The organism is Mesorhizobium sp. M0276 (assembly GCF_040321755.1).
Classification (GTDB): domain Bacteria; phylum Pseudomonadota; class Alphaproteobacteria; order Rhizobiales; family Rhizobiaceae; genus Mesorhizobium.
Genome location: NZ_JAMYSC010000040.1, coordinates 25,124 through 46,022 on the forward strand (window position 1 = coordinate 25,124; position 20,899 = coordinate 46,022).

At 59.6% G+C, this 20,899-nt stretch carries 16 protein-coding genes; 5 read left to right on the plus strand and 11 right to left on the minus strand.

The features are described from left to right. Positions 1-2: 2 nt before the first annotated feature. From NKJ01_RS26225 to NKJ01_RS26240, 4 genes are all read right to left on the minus strand, one after another. Positions 3-854 carry an FRG domain-containing protein gene (locus NKJ01_RS26225; RefSeq protein ID WP_352732349.1) on the minus strand — a complete coding sequence of 284 codons (852 nt, stop codon included), beginning with the start codon at positions 852-854 and terminating at the stop codon, positions 3-5. Positions 855-856: 2 nt separating this feature from the next. Further along, entirely contained in the window at positions 857-3,301 is a 2,445-nt protein-coding gene (gene hsdR / locus NKJ01_RS26230; protein ID WP_352732352.1) for an EcoAI/FtnUII family type I restriction enzme subunit R, read from the minus strand. Between the two features lie 505 nt (positions 3,302-3,806). After that, the gene (locus NKJ01_RS26235; protein WP_352609412.1) at positions 3,807-5,972 is read right to left on the minus strand and encodes a GmrSD restriction endonuclease domain-containing protein; all 2,166 of its coding nucleotides are present in this window, start codon (positions 5,970-5,972) and stop codon (positions 3,807-3,809) included. A gap of 396 nt (positions 5,973-6,368) precedes the next feature. Next, a complete protein-coding gene (locus NKJ01_RS26240; protein WP_352732355.1) occupies positions 6,369-8,729 on the minus strand; it encodes a hypothetical protein in 2,361 nt (786 codons plus the stop codon). Between the two features lie 577 nt (positions 8,730-9,306). On the opposite strand from NKJ01_RS26240, the gene NKJ01_RS26245 reads away from it, so the two are divergent. After that, positions 9,307-9,603 (plus strand): helix-turn-helix transcriptional regulator, encoded by a 297-nt coding sequence (locus NKJ01_RS26245; protein ID WP_352732358.1) that lies wholly within the window; start codon positions 9,307-9,309, stop codon positions 9,601-9,603. On the opposite strand, the gene NKJ01_RS26250 is transcribed toward NKJ01_RS26245, so the two are convergent. The 3 genes from NKJ01_RS26250 to NKJ01_RS26260 all read right to left on the minus strand — a co-directional run bounded on the left by NKJ01_RS26250 (position 9,557) and on the right by NKJ01_RS26260 (position 13,227). Continuing rightward, positions 9,557-10,813, minus strand: coding sequence for a tyrosine-type recombinase/integrase (locus tag NKJ01_RS26250; RefSeq protein ID WP_352732361.1), 1,257 nt, complete (start codon positions 10,811-10,813; stop codon positions 9,557-9,559). The two genes, NKJ01_RS26245 and NKJ01_RS26250, sit on opposite strands and share 47 nt — an antisense overlap. A 292-nt stretch (positions 10,814-11,105) precedes the next feature. After that, the gene (guaA, locus tag NKJ01_RS26255) at positions 11,106-12,668 is read right to left on the minus strand and encodes a glutamine-hydrolyzing GMP synthase (RefSeq protein WP_352732363.1); all 1,563 of its coding nucleotides are present in this window, start codon (positions 12,666-12,668) and stop codon (positions 11,106-11,108) included. A 55-nt stretch (positions 12,669-12,723) separates the two neighbouring features. Further along, positions 12,724-13,227, minus strand: coding sequence for a MarR family winged helix-turn-helix transcriptional regulator (locus tag NKJ01_RS26260; RefSeq protein WP_352732366.1), 504 nt, complete (start codon positions 13,225-13,227; stop codon positions 12,724-12,726). 86 nt (positions 13,228-13,313) lie between these two features. Between NKJ01_RS26260 and NKJ01_RS26265 the strand changes: the two genes are divergently transcribed. Next, positions 13,314-13,631: a hypothetical protein gene (locus tag NKJ01_RS26265; protein WP_352732369.1), complete on the plus strand. Its 318-nt coding sequence runs from the start codon at positions 13,314-13,316 to the stop codon at positions 13,629-13,631. A 12-nt stretch (positions 13,632-13,643) separates the two neighbouring features. Here the strand turns inward: NKJ01_RS26265 and NKJ01_RS26270 are convergent, their stop codons facing one another. The 3 genes from NKJ01_RS26270 to NKJ01_RS26280 form a co-directional block, all read right to left on the minus strand. Next, complete coding sequence (locus NKJ01_RS26270; protein WP_352732372.1) at positions 13,644-14,279, minus strand: 5'-methylthioadenosine/S-adenosylhomocysteine nucleosidase; 636 nt, start codon at positions 14,277-14,279, stop codon at positions 13,644-13,646. Between the two features lie 4 nt (positions 14,280-14,283). Then, entirely contained in the window at positions 14,284-14,742 is a 459-nt protein-coding gene (locus tag NKJ01_RS26275) for a PaaI family thioesterase (protein WP_023756802.1), read from the minus strand. A gap of 141 nt (positions 14,743-14,883) precedes the next feature. Next, on the minus strand, positions 14,884-16,173 hold the full coding sequence (locus tag NKJ01_RS26280) for an RsmB/NOP family class I SAM-dependent RNA methyltransferase (RefSeq protein WP_352732375.1): 1,290 nt from the start codon (positions 16,171-16,173) through the stop codon (positions 14,884-14,886). 316 nt (positions 16,174-16,489) lie between these two features. Between NKJ01_RS26280 and NKJ01_RS26285 the strand changes: the two genes are divergently transcribed. Beyond that, positions 16,490-17,167 carry an MIP family channel protein gene (locus tag NKJ01_RS26285; RefSeq protein ID WP_023756805.1) on the plus strand — a complete coding sequence of 226 codons (678 nt, stop codon included), beginning with the start codon at positions 16,490-16,492 and terminating at the stop codon, positions 17,165-17,167. A gap of 140 nt (positions 17,168-17,307) precedes the next feature. Here NKJ01_RS26285 and mocR read toward each other — a convergent pair whose 3' ends face one another. Beyond that, positions 17,308-18,768 (minus strand): rhizopine catabolism transcriptional regulator MocR, encoded by a 1,461-nt coding sequence (mocR, locus tag NKJ01_RS26290; RefSeq protein WP_352732379.1) that lies wholly within the window; start codon positions 18,766-18,768, stop codon positions 17,308-17,310. 98 nt (positions 18,769-18,866) lie between these two features. On the opposite strand from mocR, the gene NKJ01_RS26295 reads away from it, so the two are divergent. Both NKJ01_RS26295 and iolE read left to right on the plus strand, forming a co-directional pair. Next, a complete protein-coding gene (locus tag NKJ01_RS26295) occupies positions 18,867-19,985 on the plus strand; it encodes a Gfo/Idh/MocA family protein (protein ID WP_352732382.1) in 1,119 nt (372 codons plus the stop codon). Continuing rightward, on the plus strand, positions 19,982-20,881 hold the full coding sequence (gene iolE / locus NKJ01_RS26300) for a myo-inosose-2 dehydratase (protein ID WP_352732384.1): 900 nt from the start codon (positions 19,982-19,984) through the stop codon (positions 20,879-20,881). The genes NKJ01_RS26295 and iolE overlap by 4 nt, the downstream gene beginning before the upstream one ends. Positions 20,882-20,899 lie beyond the last annotated feature (18 nt).

The following is a 20,899-nucleotide window of genomic DNA, read 5'->3' on the forward strand; positions in this document are numbered from 1 at the left end:
TATCACATGCCCAAGCGTCTACGGACGGTTTGCGCCACTTCGTACAATGGATCGTGATCGTCCGGATACAGAGCAGCATGAGGAACCGGAGGAAAATCAGGATTCCCCCAGAATGTTCCTGGATTGAACACGAACTTGGCGACCAGCCTGCGACCGAAGTCGATCTCGAAGTGGCCGTAGTTTCGCTTTTGGTCATAATCACCCATGTCAGGGTATTCACCCAGAAGGTACCCTTCCTGAATATGAGGTCGCAAGGCCGATGGGGGACAAACACTGGCCAAGCGAACAATCTGCAAGCCAGCTTCCGCGCTCGCTGTTATCGCGCCACTTATGTTCGGCACCCCTAGAACCATAAGGTATGCTCTGCGAGGCGACTCGTCTGAAGCAAATGACGCTGCGACGCGCATAGACTGCGAAACATCGAGCAGCGGCGTGTCGCAGATGCCGTAGTGTTGAATTATCGACCAGCGCAAAATTCGTTGCCGGGCCAACCGTTCTGGTTCAGGAAATCCAAATTCCTGATACTCTGTCAGAAGTTGAGCCTCGGCTTCCTTCAACTTTTCGAAGCGATGGCGCAGTTCCGGCGCTCCGGGGACCGGCGTCCCACGAAACAAATTCGGCTTTAGCGTCGAAAAGTCACCCTCCGAGCTGGAGCGCTTGTGATCGCTAGGTTGGCCTCGGAACAGCAACACCTGGCCAGGGTTGAGGAACTGCAAAGTAGCTACCTTGGTTGCCAAATCGAGGAAATCTTGAACTTTACAACCCTTACTTTGACGAACCGCAAAGCACTCACGCGCTGCAATTCGTCCACGATCGGAGAAACTGAAGAGCTTCTCTTGCCCGACGATTTTCATGATCAGGCGGCTCCGTCGTAAAGTGCGTCCTGCATCTCGTGGACGGCCTTCTCGAAACCCTCCTTGCCGCCGAACGCGTTGATTAGTTGCACGACGCTGCCCATCGCGGTGAAGGGCGTCACCTTCAGCACGTTGGTGTCGTCGAGATTGAGCACGCCCTCGTCGCGATATTTTTCAAGAAGCGCATCGAGCACTGCGCGAGCTTGTTGGCCATACTTTGTGAACACGTCGCGCTTTTTCACGTTCTCGGCCCGTTCGCGACGGGTGAGCGGCTTCATGTCGAATGCGACGTGGCAGATCAGATCGAAGGGATCAAGGTTTTTGCCCATCTTGTCCGCTACAGCATCGAGCACCAGACCTTCGGCTTCCAGTTCCTCGATGATCGCCTGTTTTCGTTCCGCCGATTTCCAGCGCTTGAGGAAATCCTCGAGGCTAGCGAAGCGCTTCTTCAGCGCCGTTTTGGTGAAGTCACGCAGGGATTCGGTGACGAGCTTGCCGCTCTCGTCGAGATATTCCACGCGCTCGGCGACAATGCGGGCGCCGACGCCGTCGACGTAGATTTTTCGCCCTTGGTTGCCCGTCGGCTGCAGAAAGTCCGGCTGATCGACTATCACCTCGCCATTGCCCGGTTCGTAAGGCTCTTGATCGCGTTCCCCCAGCTCGATGACAGCCTCGTCGGGTGGCGTGATCGGATCGTACTCGTTGGGCTCATAAATTTGCACCGGATCGCCATCGAAATCCGGGTCGGCGAAATGGCTGGTCGCGCCGCGAAAGTCGATTAGCGTGAAGAAGTATTTCTTTGTGTCCTCGTGGACGCGGGTGCCGCGCCCGACAATCTGTTTGAACTCTGTCATCGAGCCAACCGCGCGATCAAGCACGATCAGCCGGCAGGTCTGCGCATCGACACCTGTCGAGAGAAGTCGCGAGGTCGTCACCAGCACGGGATATTTCGATTCCGGGTCGATGAACTTGCCGAGCTGGTCCTGGCCCTCCTTGTCGCTTCCGGTAATGCGCATGACGTAACGCTGGTTCTCGGCGACCAGATCGGCGTTCTCGTTGACGAGCGCCTGCCGCATACGCGCCGCGTGTTCCTCGTCCACGCAAAAGACAATGGTTTTTTGAAAGCGGTCGCCGCTTTCCTTGAGGAACTCGGTGATCTTTTTCGCGGTCAGCAGCGTGCGGTCGTCGAGTACAATGTGCCGGTCGAAATCCCTCGTGTTATAGATACGGTCCTCGACCTCGTTGCCGTCGCGGTCGAGCTGGCCGAGCTCCGGGCGAAAGCCTTCCACATCGCGATCGATATGAACCTTGATGACCTTATAGGGCGCGAGGAAGCCGTCGCTGATGCCCTGCTTTAGCGAATAGGTAAAAACTGGTTCGCCGAAGTAGTCAGTGTTGGAGACGTACTCGGTTTCCTTCGGTGTGGCAGTGAGGCCGATCTGGGTTGCACCGGAAAAATGCGCCAGAATTTCCCGCCAAGCCGAATCTTCGGCCGCGCTGCCGCGATGGCATTCGTCGATCACGATCAGATCGAAGAAGCCGGGCGAGAACTCGCGATAGAGTTTCTGGCGATCCTCCGGCCCCGTAATCGCCTGATAGAGCCCGAGATAGACCTCAAAGGCGGTGTCGATCCGTCGTTTTCTGTCAAGCGCGAGCGTGAGGTCTTCCTTGCTGCCGTCCTGCCGCTCGATGGTCTTGGCGTTGGTCGAAAGTTTCGCCATCGCCGCGCCGAACGGGCGGAAATCGTTCACCATCGTCTGGTCGATCAGCACATTGCGATCGGCAAGGAATAGGATGCGCTTCTTGCGGCCCGCCTTCCACAGGCGCCAGATAATCTGAAACGCCGTGTATGTTTTGCCGGTGCCGGTCGCCATGACGAGCAGAATGCGGTCGCGGCCCTTGGCAATGGCTTCGATCGCGGCGTTGACGGCGTTCACCTGATAGTAGCGCGGTGCCTTGCCGCTACCATCGTCAAAATAATCCTGAAGCACAATCTGTTCGGCCTCGGCGTCTAGGTCCTTCCAGGCGCGATAACGTGTCCACAGATCGGCCGGCGACGGGAAAGCGTCGAGCCCCAGATTGGTTTCGACGATGGCGCTCTGGCCGGTGCGGTCGTGGAAAACGAAGCCGTCGCCGTTGGAGGAAAACACGAAAGGAATATTCAGCGTCGTCGCGTAATCGAGACCCTGCTGGATGCCGTGGCCGACGCTGTGATTGTTGTCCTTGGCTTCGATCAGCGCGATCGGGATGTTCGGCTTGTAGTAGAGAACAAAGTCCGCTCTCTTCCTCTTCCCGCGATAGGTCATTTTGCCGCGAACAATGATCCGGCCGTTCGTAAAGGCGTACTCCTCCCGAACCTGCACCATCTCGTCCCACCCGGCACGTTTCACGGCGGGCAGGATGAACTTGGTGCAGATATCGCGTTCGGTAAGGTTTTTCTTGTCCACGGTGATCCCCACGCGCCTTCTCGCAGACAAGCGACTGAACAGCAACTCTGAAGACTGATCTCCTAGATTCAAGTTGCTGAAAGCGGCAATATACTGCCGTTCTGAGTACCTGCGGTGCTAGTCCGTTCGCGTATACCTCGCCTTATGAAGCGGCGCGTGCTGGGCGTGTATGTCCGATACCCGTGCCTCGCCGTGCCAACGGTACGGATATACGCGCCTTTCAGCAGCGGCGCAGCTACGTGGGCGTGTCCCGCCACTGAACTGTCATCCAGTTGCGATTAGAGCCGCGACCATTTCTGCTCCGATACCATTCTCTGGACCGCCGGAAGGTAGAGTTTCCCGGCTTTTTCACGAAGGCGGGCTGGCGGCGGATAAGGCCCGGGGACATTCGTTCTGTCTTACTACGAAAAGCGGCGACGACTAAGGCTTCTCGACGCTTGGTTTTCCAAACACGAGGCGGGTGAAGTGATTTGGATGCTCAACGCCAGGCCCTAATGCTCAGCGCTCATGTCTCCATATCTGCAGTGCTTCCCATTTGTCGGTCGAAGGCCTGTCTGATCATCCCCATCGCATATGGCAGATCATCCAAGCCAGAGATCTTGAGTTCGACGTCGCCGTTTCCCCACCGACCTAAATTCGATACGTCGATACACGCGTTCTTCGGATCCTCGATCTCATGAAACGGGACGTTGATGGATAGCCGAAGTGCCTTCGTTTGCGGCACAACATCGACGAAATTGGTCTCTGCTTTATAAGCCACGTAGACCTTCCAGAATTCCTCGGTAACAGCGGGGTCAAGACTAAGGATCGACTTGCGTAGCATGAAGAAGAGATCCTGAATCGGTCCTGGCGACAGGTTCGGATGGTCTTCTATCGTGTAGATGTGGGCCGGTACCACCGGGGCTGGGGGGCGGAACGTGTCCAGCACCTCCTGCTTCAATTCAGGCGCCCCCCACACTTTAGTCGATTCTGCGGCCAGCCGGTCCGCCCGGGCTTTGATGGATATTTCGTTCCACACCTGCACTTGGCCCAGGCCCTGGTTAAGCTTCAGCGGGCTAAATGCCAGACCGACAGAATTGCCGTCTTTGTCTTTGATCTGGTCTCGCTTTATCGCGAACGGTCGATCACTATATTCGCTGTTATAAGCGCTCAGCGTCAAGTTCCCAAGCGTGTGCAGGTAAGTCTGATGGACACTCTGCCAGTCTTTGCCAAGTTCCGCTTTCCATGTGCTGGAGATATCAGGGTTCTGAGGCAGAATATGCTCGATCGTATAGTCCTCGACCATGACGCGTTCTCTGCGGCCGTGGTTCTCGAGGCGGCGCAGCCAATAGCTACGGCTTCGGAAATTATAGAGGTCGCGCACCTTGAAGTCGCGCTCGAATTCAGCGTCGCTCGGGAAGCGCCGGTAGGATGGCTGCATCATGAACGAGGCCTGGAGGCTCTCCAGATATCGGCTCTTGTCCAGCGTCCGGCTCATCTGTGAGAACGTCTTGTTCAGAGAGTTGGTCGGGAACGAACAGATGGCACGGCGGAAAACGTAGCTCTCAACCAAACGCACAACCTTGATCACGTCGGGCAGCTCCAGCAACCCATTGCGGTAGTCGTGGTAGACGTCCAGCAGGAAAGGATACGACACATCGACCTTCAGCTCACGAAGGTCCCGGAAGGCTTGGTTGAGGTTGTAATCCTTCTCGGCGTCCAGGGCCATGGCGCAGTAGTATGTTGCGAACGAGTGGATCTCGGCGACCAGATCGCTGACGTTTCCCTTGAACCTCTGCGCATAACTTTTAAAGGCCAAGTAAACCTGCCGAACGTTTGGAATTTCTCCGGTCTTGGTGGTTAGGTAATGACGCATAAAAGCATCAAAATGAGAAGTATAGGCAGCTTGGCCAAACGCTTTTTCCATCGGGCGCCAGTAACTGGTATATAGCTCGGTTTGCAGTCGCGGCTCCAGTCCCATAAGAATGAAATTTCGGATCAGGTCTGCTTGGCTAAGCTCGAGGCCGGTGGAATTCATACTCTCAAAGATGAGCTGCGGATTATCCTGGGATCTATCTAAAGCGACCTCAACTATGACCAATTTGGACAGCCCCTTGCAGATGGCCTCGAGTTTGTTCGCATTCTCCACGATGAGGGACTGAAAGAGCTTGAAATTTTCGAGCACTCGAGTGCTACTTTCCGCAGGCAGTGGCGCCTCCCGCAGCAGTGCTAGCATTGTTTCCCTGTCTGCCTCGGAAAGTAGGAGCTTATAGTGGCGCTCTCCAGACTCGTCGGGATTCAGTAGATAGTAGTTTTTTAGTTTTCGAGCGGAAAAGGATTCAAGTATTTCCTCCAGCCTATTTTCCTCAAAGTGTTTCGCTAGAGCCGCGATCAGCAAGGTGCTTGTCGTTAAGCGTTGCTGCCCATCGATTACGAGAAGGGCCTCCTGGCTAGCAACAGTAGATAGTGCCCTCTCAACATAGACGATAGCACCGATGAAGTGAGCATTGATGCCATCGTTGCTGCCCGCTAGCATGAGATCGCGCCAGAGCTGGCGGCACTGGACCTCATTCCAGGAATAATTCCGTTGGTAGATTGGAATCACGAACTGGGGCGACTTCCGGATGAACTTTAGTAGATTAACTTCAGACGCCTTCATATTTCCCCCAATCGCGACGCACATTTCGCCCATAGGAGCCTCAAGCCACGTAAGAAAGCAAGTATCGGAGATACTAGCTCCCGCCATTGAGCTTGCTACGCCGGCCGCCGGCTGGTTCCTGGTGATGTGAACTGACACACATCCTCGCGACGCCGCGATTGCAATCCACCGAATTCACGGGAACGTGTAACCCTGTGGTAGCCGCCGCCTCGAAGCGCCTTTTTGGCCGGCCCCGATCTGGGCCGGCCCAAAAACGAAAAAGCCGCGGCGAACCGAGGCTTTTCGATGCTTGGTTCCCGAATGAAACCGGAGCGGGTGAAGCGATTCGAACGCTCGACCCCAACCTTAGCAAGCAACAATCAGTCCTCAATCGGCTTTACGTCGGCAATGATCAGGTCGCTCGTGGCGAGCTAGCGGAAACGTAACTGGTTACGCGGCCTGCCAGACTTGGTTCAATATCCGCGCGGCAAGTGCAGCTTTATCTTGCGGCAAAAAACGACCATAGTGCTGCGCCACCATGTCTGGCGTGTCCTGGATGGCGTAACTTGCCTGCTCATATGAGCCCGTCCGCTTCAGTATATGCGTTGCCAGCACGTCACGAACATTGTGCGGGCCGTGAGGGAGAAGACCGGGGATCGCGCCGCGCTGCGTATATGGATTGTAGATGCCATATCGCTGGATGGTCAGGCGCCACGCCTCATAAAATGTGTTTCGATCGTATGCGGCGTCCTTGCTGGTCGCCTTTACCGTTTTGATAAAGAAGGTGCCGGGGTCTTCCGATCCTCCAAGCAGCACTTGGCGATGGCGATCAATGTACGCCTCGATGTTCTCGTACAGACCGCCCAAGTTCGGCAGGACGAGCCTAAACGGCTTACTCCCGAAAAAGGACGAGTTCGCGTTCTTGAAAGCGACTGACGGAATGAGCACCTCCCAGCCCTTTTCGCGCTCGCTCCAGCGGAGTTCACCGCGTTTCATGTCGGCAAGCTGGCGCTCAGACCGCGGGAGTCTGCCGCGTTCACTGACCATCAGTTGGCGCAGGTTCTTCTGTCGCAACCCAAGATGCAGCCCGAACCGAAGCATCAGGAACGAGCGGACTGCTTCGGCGGCAGGACGGCGATGGAAGCGCTCATCAGGCATGAGCCGAAGAATCTCTTCAGTGATCTTTCGGTACTCGCCGACTGGGCTATCGGCCTCCAGCACAGGCATGATTGGTTCAAAGGGATCACGATGCACACGCGCGACACGCTGAATTTCCTTCACGCGAGAGGTGGCGTGCTTGAAGAAGACATCGCACGCATCGTCCCAATCCCCGCTCGCGCGATCAATGTCGGTCTGTGAAACCAGCCCATTGATCGGATGGATTCGCGACGCCAGATGAGGTTGCTGCCTGAGCCAGCCCGTGTCCTTGCGGGTGAGCGCGAGAGAAATTCGCAGCATGTCCACCTCCCATGCAGTGTAGAATCCGCGCCGTCTCTCGCGCCATTGCACATACCAGTCCCATACAGAGGGGAAGACGAGCAGGCCAAATGTCAAATGCTGCGTCGGAACGCCATAGCCACGTACGGGTCCGCTCGGATGCGCTGCTAACGCACCGAACATCAAACCGAGGTGCTCAACCTTCTGTGATGCCGTTTCCTCGCCCCAGACACCGTTGCGCTGTAGACCGAACGCAGTTAGTGTCGCGGTCTTGAAGCGGATCAGATCCGCCATTTCCATCGCAAGCGCCGGCGGGGCGTCTATGACGCCGGACATCAAGTCGGGGTCAGTTAAAAGAGCACCATCATCGTCATGCTGCTCGCGCCGAACTCGACAGCCGTCATTTGCGGCATCCGACTGACCATAGGTGATACCCGGGAAACGGATCGCGTAACGCTGCTTCAACGCGGCCGCCTGAAATTTCCTGTAGTCAGTTGACCCGCTGATAATCACGCGCCGAACCCATTCTAGAATCTCTTCCTGCTCCTGGGGACGACGCATGTTGAAGTCGTCAGGCAAATGCCACGCAAGCCGACGGCGTTCGGCCGAGCCGATATCATCGAGAATGTGGCCGGAGGCGGACCGCGTCTGAAGCGGGAGTTTCGCTTTAAAATACCCTGCCGGCAGACGATAACGACGCTCGATCCGAGCTAGGACTTCCATGCTCGCTACGCTGCGCGGCGATTTTGATCCTTGGAGCCAGTGACGAATTGTCGAGCGGTCGAGACTCTCATCGTCTCGGACAACAGCACGATGAAGATGCCAATAGCTGTCGCCATGACGGCGCATCTGGAAATCCAGCGCGGTTTGAAAGGTCGGTGGATCAAACCGTTCCTCGAAAAGAGGCTCCGGGAACTCCTCGATATCGCGTGGTTTGATGCCGGGCTTCTGCCGTTCAAGTGCCGCTTCGCGCCCCGGCCGGTCGACGTTTCTGTCGCGGCATGCTGAGGACGCCTTCGCAGGTGCCGGCTGCGGACGCCCTCGCTTGGGACGCTTCAGTTTGGCGTTACGGGAATCGCCGACGGTCGCCCGCTTCGGCGAAGCGTTCGCGTTTCGACCGATTGCATCCAGTGCCCGCTCGATTTCATCCCTGGCAGTTCGCAGCGCGTTTTCGTTGAGGCCGCACTGAATGGCGATTTCTTGCCAATCATAGCCGCGGGGTCTTCGCGGCGGAGTTTGAGCTCGGGAGATGAGGTTGAGCAGATACTCTCTGGTGCGCGCGCTTTCTTGAGGAGTGAGCACAGGGTCAAGACGGAGACGGCAGAAATCCGAGATTTTTCGGGTGAGTAGTCTGGTATGCGAGATTTCGGTCATGCAGCTAGGCTATGTGGTTTATCAGCGACAGCGGTGAAAGAGTGCGCGGACATACCCCGATTCTTGTCGCTTGGGAGGCCCAAAGCGCATGCCCCCTAACGGGAAAGTCGTTAACGGTTGAAACGAGTTGGATCTAATCACGGCACGCCCGCCCTCCTCCGGCTTGAAGCCCACAGTCGAATGTCAATTAAGAGTAGCCGATGGGGAAGTCTGAGAACCCAGCTTCCTTTGCGAGCGCGCGCGATTCGGCTGGTGGAGTCAGACAAAAAGTTCGAAAGCTTCCAAGAAACCCCAGCCCAACTGGACCCGGCGAACAATGAGGTTGGCGGACATCCCTGCGAACATCCGCATTTGAGCGGTCAATCGCGTTAGCAAATGAATTCAGTGGCCGCACTGTATTGGCGGTATCCCTCTCCCGACTCCAACCCCCGAAAATGTTGAAACCGGCATCCTGAAACGCCGTTGGACCTGTCCCTTTCACAGGTCGAGACCGCCGATGACACGACGCCGGGGCTGAAGCTCTTTTTTCATCGAACATAATCGCCTTCAATTTCGGCTCATTGCAGAGGAGTGCGTCATGGCCCAATCGAACGACGAAGCACTGAAGCGTACAATCCGAAGGCGGCAGCTGCGCGAGATGGTGCCGCTGGCAGACAGCACGATCTATGAAATGGAGCAGCGGGGCGAATTCCCGCGACGCTTCGCTTTGACCCCGAGATGCGTGGTCTGGGATCTGAGCGAGGTTCAAGCCTGGCTCGCGGCCCGTCGCGCAAAGCCAATCCTGCGGGCTCCGAAGCCGGATCTGAAGCAGCGCCGAGCCCGGCCGATCAAAGGGCCGGATCAGCCTCCAGGATCGGGATCGATGGCGGGATGATTGTCGGCACATGCTTCTTGCCTTCGACCCAGGCGTCCAGGATGTCCGACCATTCCTGCATCATGTGGCGGCGCTGGACCTCATATTCGGCCTTGTTGTAGACGCCGCGCGACGAGCGTCCATCCTCATGCGCCAGGCACTTTTCAATCCAGTCGCTGTTGAAGCCAAGTTCGTTCAGCAGAGTTGAACCCGTCCGCCGCAGGTCGTGCACCGTGAACGGCTCGAGGGGCAAACCCTCCGCCTTCGCCCGTTCGACAACTGCGTAGGTAACCCGGTTAAAGGTGGCGCGCGACATCGGAGCATCCGCGTCATACCGCGATGGAAGAAGGTATCTGGAATTTCCCGCACAGGTCTTCAGCGCGATCATGATGTCGAGGGCCTGGCGCGACAGGTACACGTTATGCGCCTTGGAGCGCTTCATCCGTTCCTTCGGGATCGTCCAGACCGCATTCTCGAAATCGACCTCGTCCCACACCGCGTCCTGCAACTCGCTCTTGCGCACCATGGTGAGCAGGTAGAGCCGCATTCCCAAACGGATCGTGGGAAGTGTGGCGATGTGCTCGAGCTGTTTCAGCATCACCCGAATTTCCGAGGGCGAAAGCGAGCGGTCCTTTGGCACGAACCTAGCAATCGATGCGGGCCCGACATCATTAGCCGGGTTGGCGACCTTCTCCCCGTGTAAGATCGCAAAGCCGTAAATCTGCTTCAGGATATCTCGCACATGGATAGCGGTCGCCGGAGCACCACGTTCGACGATGCTGCCACAGTGGGCTCTTAGATCGTCCGGCGTGATCTCCGTCAGGAGGCGATTGCGCCAGATCGGAAGAAGCTCTCGCTCGAAGATGGAGCGCCGCATGGCGCGCGTGCTGTCGGCCATCGGCGCGGCGGTGAGCCACTTCTCCCCGAACTCGCCAAAGCTCTTTGCCTCTTTCAGGCGGCGTTTCTCGCGCTGTTTCTCGATCGCCGGCGATCGTCCCTCGCCAATAGCGCGCTTCGCGTCGAGACACTTCTCTCGGGCCAGGGCAAGTGAGATTCCGTCCCGTCCATACCTGCCTAGATAGACCGTCTCACGCCGTCCGTTGAGTCTGTAATCCAACCGAAATGAGATCGCGCCACTGGGCATGACCCGGACATACATGCCGTCACGGTCAGCAAGTTTGTACATTTTCTGTTTTGGTTTCAGCGCCTTAAGGGTGGCATCCGTCAACATGCCTACAACGTCCTGAAAAGTACCGTCAGTACGATTTTGAGGCTTCGCGGCAGAAAATCTGTTTCGCTTTCAATGCGTTAAGGCAAAAAAAGTACCGTCATGAGCCTCGTTGGTCGTGACGGTACTTTGAAAAATTGGAGCGGGCAATAGGCCGAAGGTCCGTCAAGCGGTCCGTCAAAGCCAATCTCTGCATGCCGATTGTCGCTGATTGTCCCTGAAAGAATTTATTTTTGTTTTCAGTACATTAGGTCGCAGATTGGCGTATTTTCGGCGGCGTTTGGGTGGGTCTGAATCATTCCCACTCGATCGTCCCCGGCGGCTTCGAGGTGACGTCGTAGACGACGCGGTTGATGCCGCGGACTTCGTTGATAATGCGGGTGGCGGCGGCACCGAGGAAGGCCATGTCGTAGTGGTAGAAATCCGCCGTCATGCCGTCGACGGAGGTGACGGCGCGCAGTGCGCAGACGAATTCGTAGGTGCGTCCGTCGCCCATCACGCCGACCGTCTGCACCGGCAGCAACACGGCGAAGGCCTGCCAGATGGCGTCGTAGAGGCCGGCCTTGTGGATCTCGTCGAGATAGATGGCGTCGGCTTCGCGCAGGATCTCCAGCTTTTCGCGGGTGATGCCGCCCGGGCAGCGGATGGCGAGACCGGGGCCGGGAAAAGGATGGCGGCCAATGAAGCTTTCGGGCAGGCCGAGTTCCTTGCCGAGCGCCCTCACCTCGTCCTTGAACAGTTCGCGCAGGGGCTCGACCAGTTGCATGTTCATGCGCGCCGGCAGGCCGCCGACATTGTGATGCGACTTGATCGTCACCGACGGGCCGCCGGTGAAGGAGACGCTTTCGATGACGTCGGGATAGAGCGTGCCTTGCGCCAGGAAATCGGCGCCACCGAGTTTCTTGGCCTCCTCCTCGAACACCTCGATGAACAGCCGGCCGATGGTCTTGCGCTTTTTCTCGGGGTCCGACTCGCCCTCCAGGGCGCCGATGAAACGATCCGATGCGTTCACCAGAATGAGCGGCAAATTGTAGTGCTCGCGGAACATCGCCACCACGCCCGCGGCCTCGTCCTTGCGCATCAGGCCGTGGTCGACAAGGATGCAGGTCAGCTGGTCGCCGACCGCTTCGTGGATCAACAGCGCCGCGACGGAGGAGTCGACGCCGCCCGACAGTGCGCAGATGACCTTGCCCTTGCCGACCTGCTTGCGAATGGCCTCGATCGCGTGCTCGCGGTAGGCGCGCATGGTCCAGTCGCCCTCGATGCCGGCGATATTGTGGACGAAGTTCCGCAGCAGCCGGGCACCGTCCGGCGTATGCACCACCTCGGGGTGGAACATGATGCCGTACATCTTGCGCTCGATGTTGCCGAAGATGGCGAAGGGCGAGCCTTCCGACTTGCCGAACACTTCGAACCCCTTGGGCAAGGAGATGACACGGTCGCCATGGCTCATCCACACCTGGTGACGCTGGCCGGGGGCCCACAGGCCCTCGAACAGCGGGCTGTCCTTTTCGATCTCGACAAAGGCGCGACCGAACTCGCGATGGTCGGAGCTTTCGGCGACGCCGCCCATCTGCACGCACATGGCCATCTGGCCGTAGCAGATGCCGAGCACCGGCACGCCGGCATCGAAGACGATCTGCGGCGCGCGCGGACTGCCGATATCGACGGTCGAAGCCGGACCGCCGGAGAGGATCACGGCTTTCGGATTGATGCGCTTGAATGCCGCTTCGGCCGACTGGAACGGCACGATCTCGGAAAACACGCCGGCCTCGCGGATGCGGCGGGCGATGAGCTGGGTAAACTGGCTGCCGAAATCGACAATCAGGACGGTGTCGGGATGATTGGCTGTTTTCATGGCGAGCGTTTAGAGAAAGAAATGAGTCGGCGCAATGGGTTGCGAGGCCTGGCCGTCACTTCGATTCCACGACTTCACCTTCAGCGCCAGCGTCTTCACCCATTGCAGCAGCTTCTCCGGCCGCAAGCGCCCGCAGAGCGCCCATCAGCGCCGTGAACCGCTCCTCGCCAATGCGACCGACATAGCGGCGCTCGATCTCCATCTTGATACGATCGCCGTCTCGCAAGGCATCCAGTCCCTTGCGGGTGTAGCGCACCAGCTTGCCGCGGCCATCTTGCGGATCAGGCAGACGTTCGACGATGCCTTCCGCCTCGAGGCCGTCGAGCAGTTGCTGGATCGCCTGCTTGGAGATTGCCGAGCGTTCGATCAAGGCCGACTGGCGCATGCCAGCCCTGGTGATGTGTCCAAGCAGTCCGGCGCGCGCTTCGGTGAACCAGCCGTGACCGGCGGCCCGCATCGCGGCGGCGAATTCGGCCTGCCAGGCACGACTCGCCTGCCATAGCCGCCAGCCGACGTGATCGGGCAGCGCTTCGGCTTTTTCGTCAAGCTCCTTGACCATTTACTCCAGGCTCCATATAGTCAAGATACTTGACGATGTTCATGCCGTCGAGGCTCTTTCGAACTCAAGCACGCGGACACGGAACCATGACAATTCTCGACAAGAACACGCTGGCCGTTATCATGATTGGCACCACGCATGTCATCGACATGGGCGGCAAGGACGCCTTCATCCACTACGAAAACGAAAACCGGGCGCATATGCTGTTGCCGGATGGTACCCTTTTCCATGGGCTTTGGACCCTGCTCGACGATGCCTACAAGGTCGAATGGAAGGATGGTCCCACCGGCTCCTGGAAACTCGATCATTCGCCGGGAGCAATCGACTATGTCGATGCAAACGGCGCCGTGCGCGGGCGTATTTCGCGCATCGATTTCGGCGATCCAGCGAGCTTGGCGGCTTGATCCGATCTGCGGTCAGGCGCCGAGCAGACCGTCGCCGATCGCCTGTTCCAGCAGCCCGATCGCCCCGGCGAGCTTCTCGTCGATGACATGCAGATACTCGGTCCAGTCGTTGACGTGCCTGAGATCCGCCGCGCCGTCGGAAATGCCGCGCAGCCCGACCAGCGCGATGTCGAACAGCTGGCAGGCGCGCAGGCAAGCGAAGGTTTCCATGTCGACCATGTCGGCGGCGATCGCGTCATAGGCCGCGCCAGTGACGATCGCGCCACCGGTCGACAGCGTCGCTTCCTTGATTCCAGGAATTCGCAGGGGCAGCGGCACCGTCACCGGCAGATCGAGAAACGGGGTCGCCCCTTTCTCGAAACCGAGCGGCGAGGCGTCGATGTCGCGATAGCTGACCGAGACCGCCTGGTAGATTTCCGTCTGCTCCAGCGTCCGGCTGCCGGCTGAGCCGAGCGACACGACGAGATCCGGCAGCGCCTTCCGCGACTTCAGCCAGGAGAGTTCGGCGCTTAGCCTGACGCCGGCCTCGACCGGGCCTACCCCCGTCATCAGTGGCGTGAACAGTTGCTTGAGGTGCGGGCCGTATTCGGCCTGCGCAGCCATGACGAAGAGGACGTCCTTGCCGCCTAGTCGCGCAACGTTGCCCATCGGATCAGCCTTCTATGCCGTCGCGCCCGACCACCGTCATCATCGTTCCGGTCATCGTGGCGATCAGCTTGGCCTCGCCGTCGGCGGCGAAGGCATAGGCTTGGCCGTCGGCGACGATGATGGTGCGGCCGGGTTTGGTCACCGAGCCGCGGAACAGGAAGCGCTCGCCTCGGCCCGGCGCCAGCAGATTGACCTTGAACTCGATCGTCAGCACGCCTGAGTTTTCCGGCATCAGCGAAAACGCCGCATAGCCGCATGCCGAGTCCAGCGCGATCGAAATGACGCCGGCGTGGAGAAAGCCGTGCTGCTGGGTGAGCGCGGCCGAATAGGGCATCTCGATCTCGATGATGCCGGGCGTCACCAGCGTCAGTTCGGCGCCGATCGTGGCCATCGCTTTCTGACGCGCGAAGGATGTCCTGACGCGGTCGTCATAGTCCGGGGCGGGTACGATCTTTGCTGCCATGGCCGCTGCTTTCCTTTATGCGGATAAGCTTATTGCAGAGGCACCGGCGGCAGGCAAATGCTTTTGCTGCACTGCAGCAATCGGCCTCGTCCGCCTGCAGGGGTTTCACATCCGGCAGGGATTGGCGATCTCTGACGAGATTCAGGCCGACCTGCGCAACGCACAAAAGAAAAACCCGTCGGTGCCGCTCAGCGCCGGCGACAGCGAGATGTCCCCTTCGGCACCGATGCGGGCGGCTGCCGCATGGCCGGGAAAACGGCCGTCCCAGAGCGCGCGATGATCGACCGGGACAAATCCGGGGTTGCGGTCGCGGAAGGCCGCGACCTGCTCCCCATTCTCCTCATCGAAGACCGAGCAAGTGATGTAGACCAGCAGGCCGCCTGGCTTGACGTAGGTTTTGGCCGCATCGAGGATCGTCGACTGCTCACCCTTGCGGGCATGGAGCTGTCTTTGCGTCAGCCGCCACTTGGCATCGGGACGGCGCCGCCAGGTGCCGCTGCCAGTGCAAGGCGCATCCACCAGCACGACGTCCATGTGGTTGCCGAGCGGGGCGAGTTCGGACGGTTTGGTGACGATCTGGATATTGCGGTTTTCCGAGCGACGGATGCGGTCGAAGATCGGCGCCAGCCGTGCCTTTTCGGCGTCGTGGGCGAAGACCTGGCCTGTATTGCCCATCGAAGCCGACAGCGCCAGCGTCTTGCCGCCGGCGCCGGCGCAGAAATCCAGCACCTGCATGCCGGCCTCGGCCCCGGCAAGGGCGGCCACCACCTGCGAGCCTTCGTCCTGGACCTCGAACCAGCCTTTCTGGAACGCCGGCTCAGCCTGGACGTTCGGATGCCTGCCGTCGCCGTCGATCGGCGGAATGCGGATACCCTGCGGGGCGATTGCCGCGGGTTTCGCGCCGGTACCCGACAGTTCGGCCAGCACCTTGACGCGATCGGCCTGCAAGGTGTTGACCCTGAGGTCGAGCGGCGGGCGTGTCGCAAGCGCCGCTCCCTCGTCGACCCAGGTCGGGCCAAAGGCTCGCTCGAAAAGCGGCGCGCACCAATCCGGTACGTCTGCTCGTACCGCGTCCGGCGCATCGGCAAGCCGGCGTTCGGCAACTGCCTGAAGCTCGGCGGCGTTGAGCAGCGGCGGTGCGAACTTGTCGCCTTCGAGCGCGTCGTTGAGCGATTGCGCGGTCTGGCCCCATTCGAGAAGCAGGGCACCGAAGCCGATGGCGCGCGGCGTGTCCTCGCCCAAAAGCCAGCCGGCGGACCGCTTGTGGCGCAAGGCATCATAAACGATGTTGCCGATCGCCGCGCGGTCACCGCCGCCGGCGAAGCGATGCGACAGGCCCCAGTCCTTCAGCGCGTCCGCCACCGGCCGGTGGCGCCGGCCGATGTCTTCCAGCACTTCGATGGCCGCAGCCAGCCGTCCGCCCAGTCGCATTCGTCATTCCATCAAATCGAGCACATGATCTCAGCCTGCTCTTAGAGCCTTTCGCGCCTGGATTGAACCCCGCTTCCGCCTGGCGACGACGCGGCAACCCAAACCGAGACCAGCGACCCAACCAGTAAATGCCTCAGGCCGGCGGCAGCAGATCGATCAATAGATCAAAGATCTCTAATATTCGTGACCGGCGACCGCAAGCATGGCACGTGGCGCAATAGCTCTGCTTCCCAAGTTTTTCCGTTGAGAATACTCTTGGCGCCATGATTCGCGGCGCAGAAAAGACGGACCGGCGGATCGCTACGAGGAGAGGGCAATGAAAACTTATCTGGCGGAAGTTCTAGGCACATTTCTATTGGTGTTCATCGGTACGGCGTCGGTGGTTACGGGTGGTTTCGGCGGCGCTCTGCCGCTCGGGCAGGAAGGCATCGGCCTGGCGTTCGGCATCGGCCTCATTGCGGCGGCCTATGCGATCGGCCCCATTTCGGGCGCGCATCTCAATCCGGCGGTGACGCTCGGCGTCTTCCTTGCCGGCCGGCTGCCGGCCAAGGACGTCATCCCCTACTGGATCGCGCAGGTCATTGGCGCCATCCTCGCCTCGCTGGCGTTGTGGATCATTGTCTTCGGCCAGGTTGGCGGACACACTGGCGGCTTCGGCGCCAATGGCTGGGACGTGGCCAAATGGGGTGTCAGCTCGGCGTTCCTGTGGGAAGTGATCGGCACCTTCACCTTCGTCACCGTAATCCTCGGCGTCACGGCTGAAAAGCACTCGACGGCGTTCGCCGGGCTGGTCATCGGCTTGACGCTGGCAGGGTTGCATTTCGCCATCATCCCGGTGACCGGCACCTCGCTCAACCCGGCCCGTTCGATCGGCCCGGCGCTGTTTTCCGGCACTGCCGCGATCGGCCAGCTCTGGCTGTTCATCGTTGCACCGTTGATCGGCGGCGCCATCGCCGGCGTCGTCGCCAAGGCGCGTGTCTTCGAGAAGGACTGAGCTTCGGAAGGTTGAATACAAAGACCAGAATACAAAAGGCGCGGGCATCGTCCGCGCCTTTTTGTTAGCGACAGACGCGTCGAATTCTCATCAGCAGCTCGGCCTCAAAGGCATGATCAATCTCGGCATTTTGGCCAGGATCAGGTGCTTTTTGAGAAACAGGTTTTCAGCACGGTCCGAAATTTCTGCATGGTCTTTTCGGTAGTCTGCGCATCAGCAGCTGCAAAGCCCATGACAAGGCCGTTCTGTTTCGTGCCGTGACGGTACTGAATCGACAAGGCCGATACGTTGATCCCGTGCTGGAGCGCCGCCTCGGCAATCGACGTGTCGTCACATCCCTCGCGGAAAATGCCGACAACCTGGATCCCGGACTCGGTGGCGTGGAAATCCAGCCATTCTCCGAGATGTCTCTGTGAGCTTTCCAGGAAGAACTGCCGCCTGTCCGCGTAGAGACGCCGCATGCGCCTGAGATGGCGGGTGAAGTGGCCCTCGTTCATGAAGTCGGCCAGAGCTGCCTGGGTAAGCAATGGGGCAAACTGGCCGGTCACGCTCATCGCCGATACGATCGTAGGGTCGATGGCCTTGGGCGCCACCAGAAAGCCGAGGCGCATGGCTGGAAACAGTATCTTCGCGAAGGTGCCGACATAGACCACGCGATTTGACGCGCCGATGCCCTGCAGCGCGGGAATCGGCTGTCCTTGAAAACGGTACTCGCCGTCATAGTCGTCCTCGATGATCCATGAGCGCCAGGCCTCGGCCATGTGCAGGAGGTTGAGCCGCTGTTCCATCGGCATGGTTATCCCGAGAGGGTGATGGCAGGAGGGCGTCACAAAAATCATGCGCGGAATGACAGGCGGTGGATCAAGGTCCCACCCCGCATTGCTCACCCGCAGCGGGGCCAGCTTCGCTCCCGCCGAGACGAAGGCCGAACCCGCGCCGTAGTATCCTGGCTCCTCCATCCATACCGTGTCGCCTTCGTCGATCAGCAGCCGAGCAAGAAGATCGAACGCCGACTGGGCACCATTGGTCACGACGATCTGCTCGGGGCTGCACTTCACGCCGCGCGAGGCCGTGAGATAGCGAGCTATGGCTTCGCAAAGCGGAGGATAGCCTTTCACGTGATAGGTTCCGAAAAGGTCGATATGCGCAAATTTTGCACGGCGACTGAGCAGCTTGGACCAGGTGTTGAAAGGAAAGTTGTCCGGATCGGGCATGCCGGGGTGAAAGGCCAGCATGCCGGGCCGGCCATGATGGTAGGGTTGGGCGAGCATGGTCTGCCCACGCAAGGATATCGGGTTCTCGTCCGCTGACGAGACGTGTTCCTGCACCGCTGACCTGGTCGGCAGATCCATCACCACGGAGGGCCTGCGCGGCCGTATGGCCAGGTAGCCTTCCAGGGCCAGTTGGTCGCAAGCGGCAATCACGGTGTTGCGGCCGACGTGCAGGTCCCGCGCCATGACCCGTGTCGAGGGCAGCGCGTGACCGCTCGGCAACACGCGGTGCTCGATCAGGTCGCGCAACTGGACATAGAGCTGCCGATGCAAATTGGCGGGACTGTCGCGGTCCAGTGCAATGCCGTCGATCGGAAAACTGGTCTTCATCGTGGTTCCACAAAATCAGAACGATCTGGTTCTAACAATGGAACCAAAGCAGCCTTAGGCTCAAGAAGAATGCGATCAGGTTCAGATGGGGCTGACCGATGCAAAGCATTAAGGTGGGTGTGATCGGTGCGGGCGGTGTCGCGCAGGTCGAGCACATTCCTAATCTGCTCAGATTGCACCGGCAGTTCGAGATCCTCGGCGTCTATGATCCTTCGCGCAAAGTCCGCGACTTTGTCGGCGACGAGTTCGGCCTCGAGACATTCGCCGATCTAGACCAGCTTCTCGCCATGCCGCTCGACGCCGTGGTCATCGCCTCGCCGGATGCGTTGCACTGGGAACAGGCTCTCGTCGCCCTTGCCAGAGGGCTGCATGTCTTCTGCGAAAAGCCGCTTTGCTATAGCCCCGGGGATATCGACGACTTGATCTCTGCCAGGGATCGCGCCGGGGTGGTGCTTCAGGTCGGCTACATGAAGCGTTTCGATCCGAGCTACGAGGCGGCATTGAAAATGCTGCCGGGCACAGCGCAAACGCTTCGCTACATTTCGGTCGAGGTCAGCGATCCCGACGCGTGGCCGTTCGTGCGGCACCATTCCACATGCCGGGGTGACGACGTCGCGACGGGGCTGGCTGCCTTGACCGAAGCCAGGCAGCGCGAGCAGGTGGACCGCGCGGTGCCTGGATTGGACGATCCCGACGCGTTTCGTGGCTTTGTCGGCGCCTACTGTTCGGCGCTCGTGCACGACGTGAACGCCGTGCATGGGCTGCTCGATGCGCTCGGCGTCGCGGATGGCGAGATTGTCGGCGCCTCGCTTTTCGCGAGGGGCGAAGGCGGCCAGGGCGCAGTGCGGCTACTCGGCGGCCAGGCGCTGTGGAGCATGGCGCATCTGGCCGTTCCGGGGCTCGCCGAATACCGCGAGCGCATCACGCTTTACTTCGATGACGCCGCGCTCGAGCTGGAATTCCCCTCGCCCTATCTCAATCACCAGCCGACGCAGCTGAGCCTGCGGGCAAGCAACGGCCACACCCTCTCCAGCCGGGAGGTTCGAAGCGGCTACGAAGAGGCGTTCGTAGAAGAACTGAAAGGTTTCTGGTCGGCGATCGTCGAAGGGACGCCGGTGCGCAACACGGCCGAACACGCGCGTCGCGACATGGTGCTGCTGGCCGGCCTCGCGCGGCATCACCTTGCCCAATTCAAGCAATCAGGAGTTCGCCCGTGAAGGTTCGCATCGGCATCAATCCGATCACCTGGACCAACGATGACGTGCCGGAACTGGGTGGCGACACTCCGCTCGAGGTCTGTCTTCGCGAAACCAAGCAGGCCGGCTATTCCGGCACCGAGCTTGGCGGAAAGTTTCCGCGCCAATCGGCTGAACTGAGGCCTATCATGGTGCGGCATGGCCTTGCCGTGATTTCCGGTTGGTATGATGGCCGCTGCGACGAGAAGGAAGTCGGTGCGGAAATGGATGCAATCACGCCGCATCTCCAGCTTCTGAAGGATATGGGCTCGACCCATGTCGTCTATGCCGACACGTCGCGGGGGCGCCACAATGCCATTTGGGGGCCCATCTCGCAGCGCCCGGCTCTCGGCCCGGAGGAATGGCCGGCCTATGGCAGAAAATTGACAGCGCTGGCCGAGAGGATGGCGGATTTCGGCGTGCGCATGGCCTTCCATCATCATATGGGGACCATCGTCGAAACCGATGCCGAAGTGGGCTTGCTGATGCGGCACACTGGCGAAGCGGTCGGCCTCCTCTATGACACCGGCCATTCGATATTTTCAGGCGGCGACCCGCTGGCTTTGGTCAAGGCGCACGTCAAACGCGTCGTGCATGTGCATTGCAAGGACGCGCGCAAGCCCGTCCTTGATCGTGCCCGCGCCGAGGACATGAGTTTCATGGGCGCGGTCATGGAAGGGATCTTCACGGTCCCCGGCGACGGGTTCATCGATTATCCGGCCATTTTGCGGGTGCTTGCGGACAGCGGCTACAGCGGCTGGCTGGTCGTCGAGGCCGAGCAGGATCCAAACAAGGCCAACCCGCTGATCTATGCGACAATAGGATTCCAAAATCTGTCGCGCATGGCCAGCGAGGCCGGATTTACAGTCTTGAAATGATCGAGGCCGCGATGCGGC

Bases quoted from the DNA above. Each gene is read 5' to 3' on its own strand.
- NKJ01_RS26225 (WP_352732349.1), bottom strand. From the start codon at position 854: ATGAAAATCGTCGGGCAAGAGAAGCTCTTCAGTTTCTCCGATCGTGGA.
- NKJ01_RS26235 (WP_352609412.1), bottom strand. From the start codon at position 5,972: ATGGGCGAAATGTGCGTCGCGATTGGGGGAAATATGAAGGCGTCTGAA.
- NKJ01_RS26240 (WP_352732355.1), bottom strand. From the start codon at position 8,729: ATGACCGAAATCTCGCATACCAGACTACTCACCCGAAAAATCTCGGAT.
- NKJ01_RS26245 (WP_352732358.1), top strand. From the start codon at position 9,307: ATGGCCCAATCGAACGACGAAGCACTGAAGCGTACAATCCGAAGGCGG.
- NKJ01_RS26250 (WP_352732361.1), bottom strand. From the start codon at position 10,813: ATGTTGACGGATGCCACCCTTAAGGCGCTGAAACCAAAACAGAAAATG.
- guaA (WP_352732363.1), bottom strand. From the start codon at position 12,668: ATGAAAACAGCCAATCATCCCGACACCGTCCTGATTGTCGATTTCGGC.
- NKJ01_RS26260 (WP_352732366.1), bottom strand. From the start codon at position 13,227: ATGGTCAAGGAGCTTGACGAAAAAGCCGAAGCGCTGCCCGATCACGTC.
- NKJ01_RS26265 (WP_352732369.1), top strand. From the start codon at position 13,314: ATGACAATTCTCGACAAGAACACGCTGGCCGTTATCATGATTGGCACC.
- NKJ01_RS26270 (WP_352732372.1), bottom strand. From the start codon at position 14,279: ATGGGCAACGTTGCGCGACTAGGCGGCAAGGACGTCCTCTTCGTCATG.
- NKJ01_RS26275 (WP_023756802.1), bottom strand. From the start codon at position 14,742: ATGGCAGCAAAGATCGTACCCGCCCCGGACTATGACGACCGCGTCAGG.
- NKJ01_RS26280 (WP_352732375.1), bottom strand. From the start codon at position 16,173: ATGCGACTGGGCGGACGGCTGGCTGCGGCCATCGAAGTGCTGGAAGAC.
- NKJ01_RS26285 (WP_023756805.1), top strand. From the start codon at position 16,490: ATGAAAACTTATCTGGCGGAAGTTCTAGGCACATTTCTATTGGTGTTC.
- mocR (WP_352732379.1), bottom strand. From the start codon at position 18,768: ATGAAGACCAGTTTTCCGATCGACGGCATTGCACTGGACCGCGACAGT.
- NKJ01_RS26295 (WP_352732382.1), top strand. From the start codon at position 18,867: ATGCAAAGCATTAAGGTGGGTGTGATCGGTGCGGGCGGTGTCGCGCAG.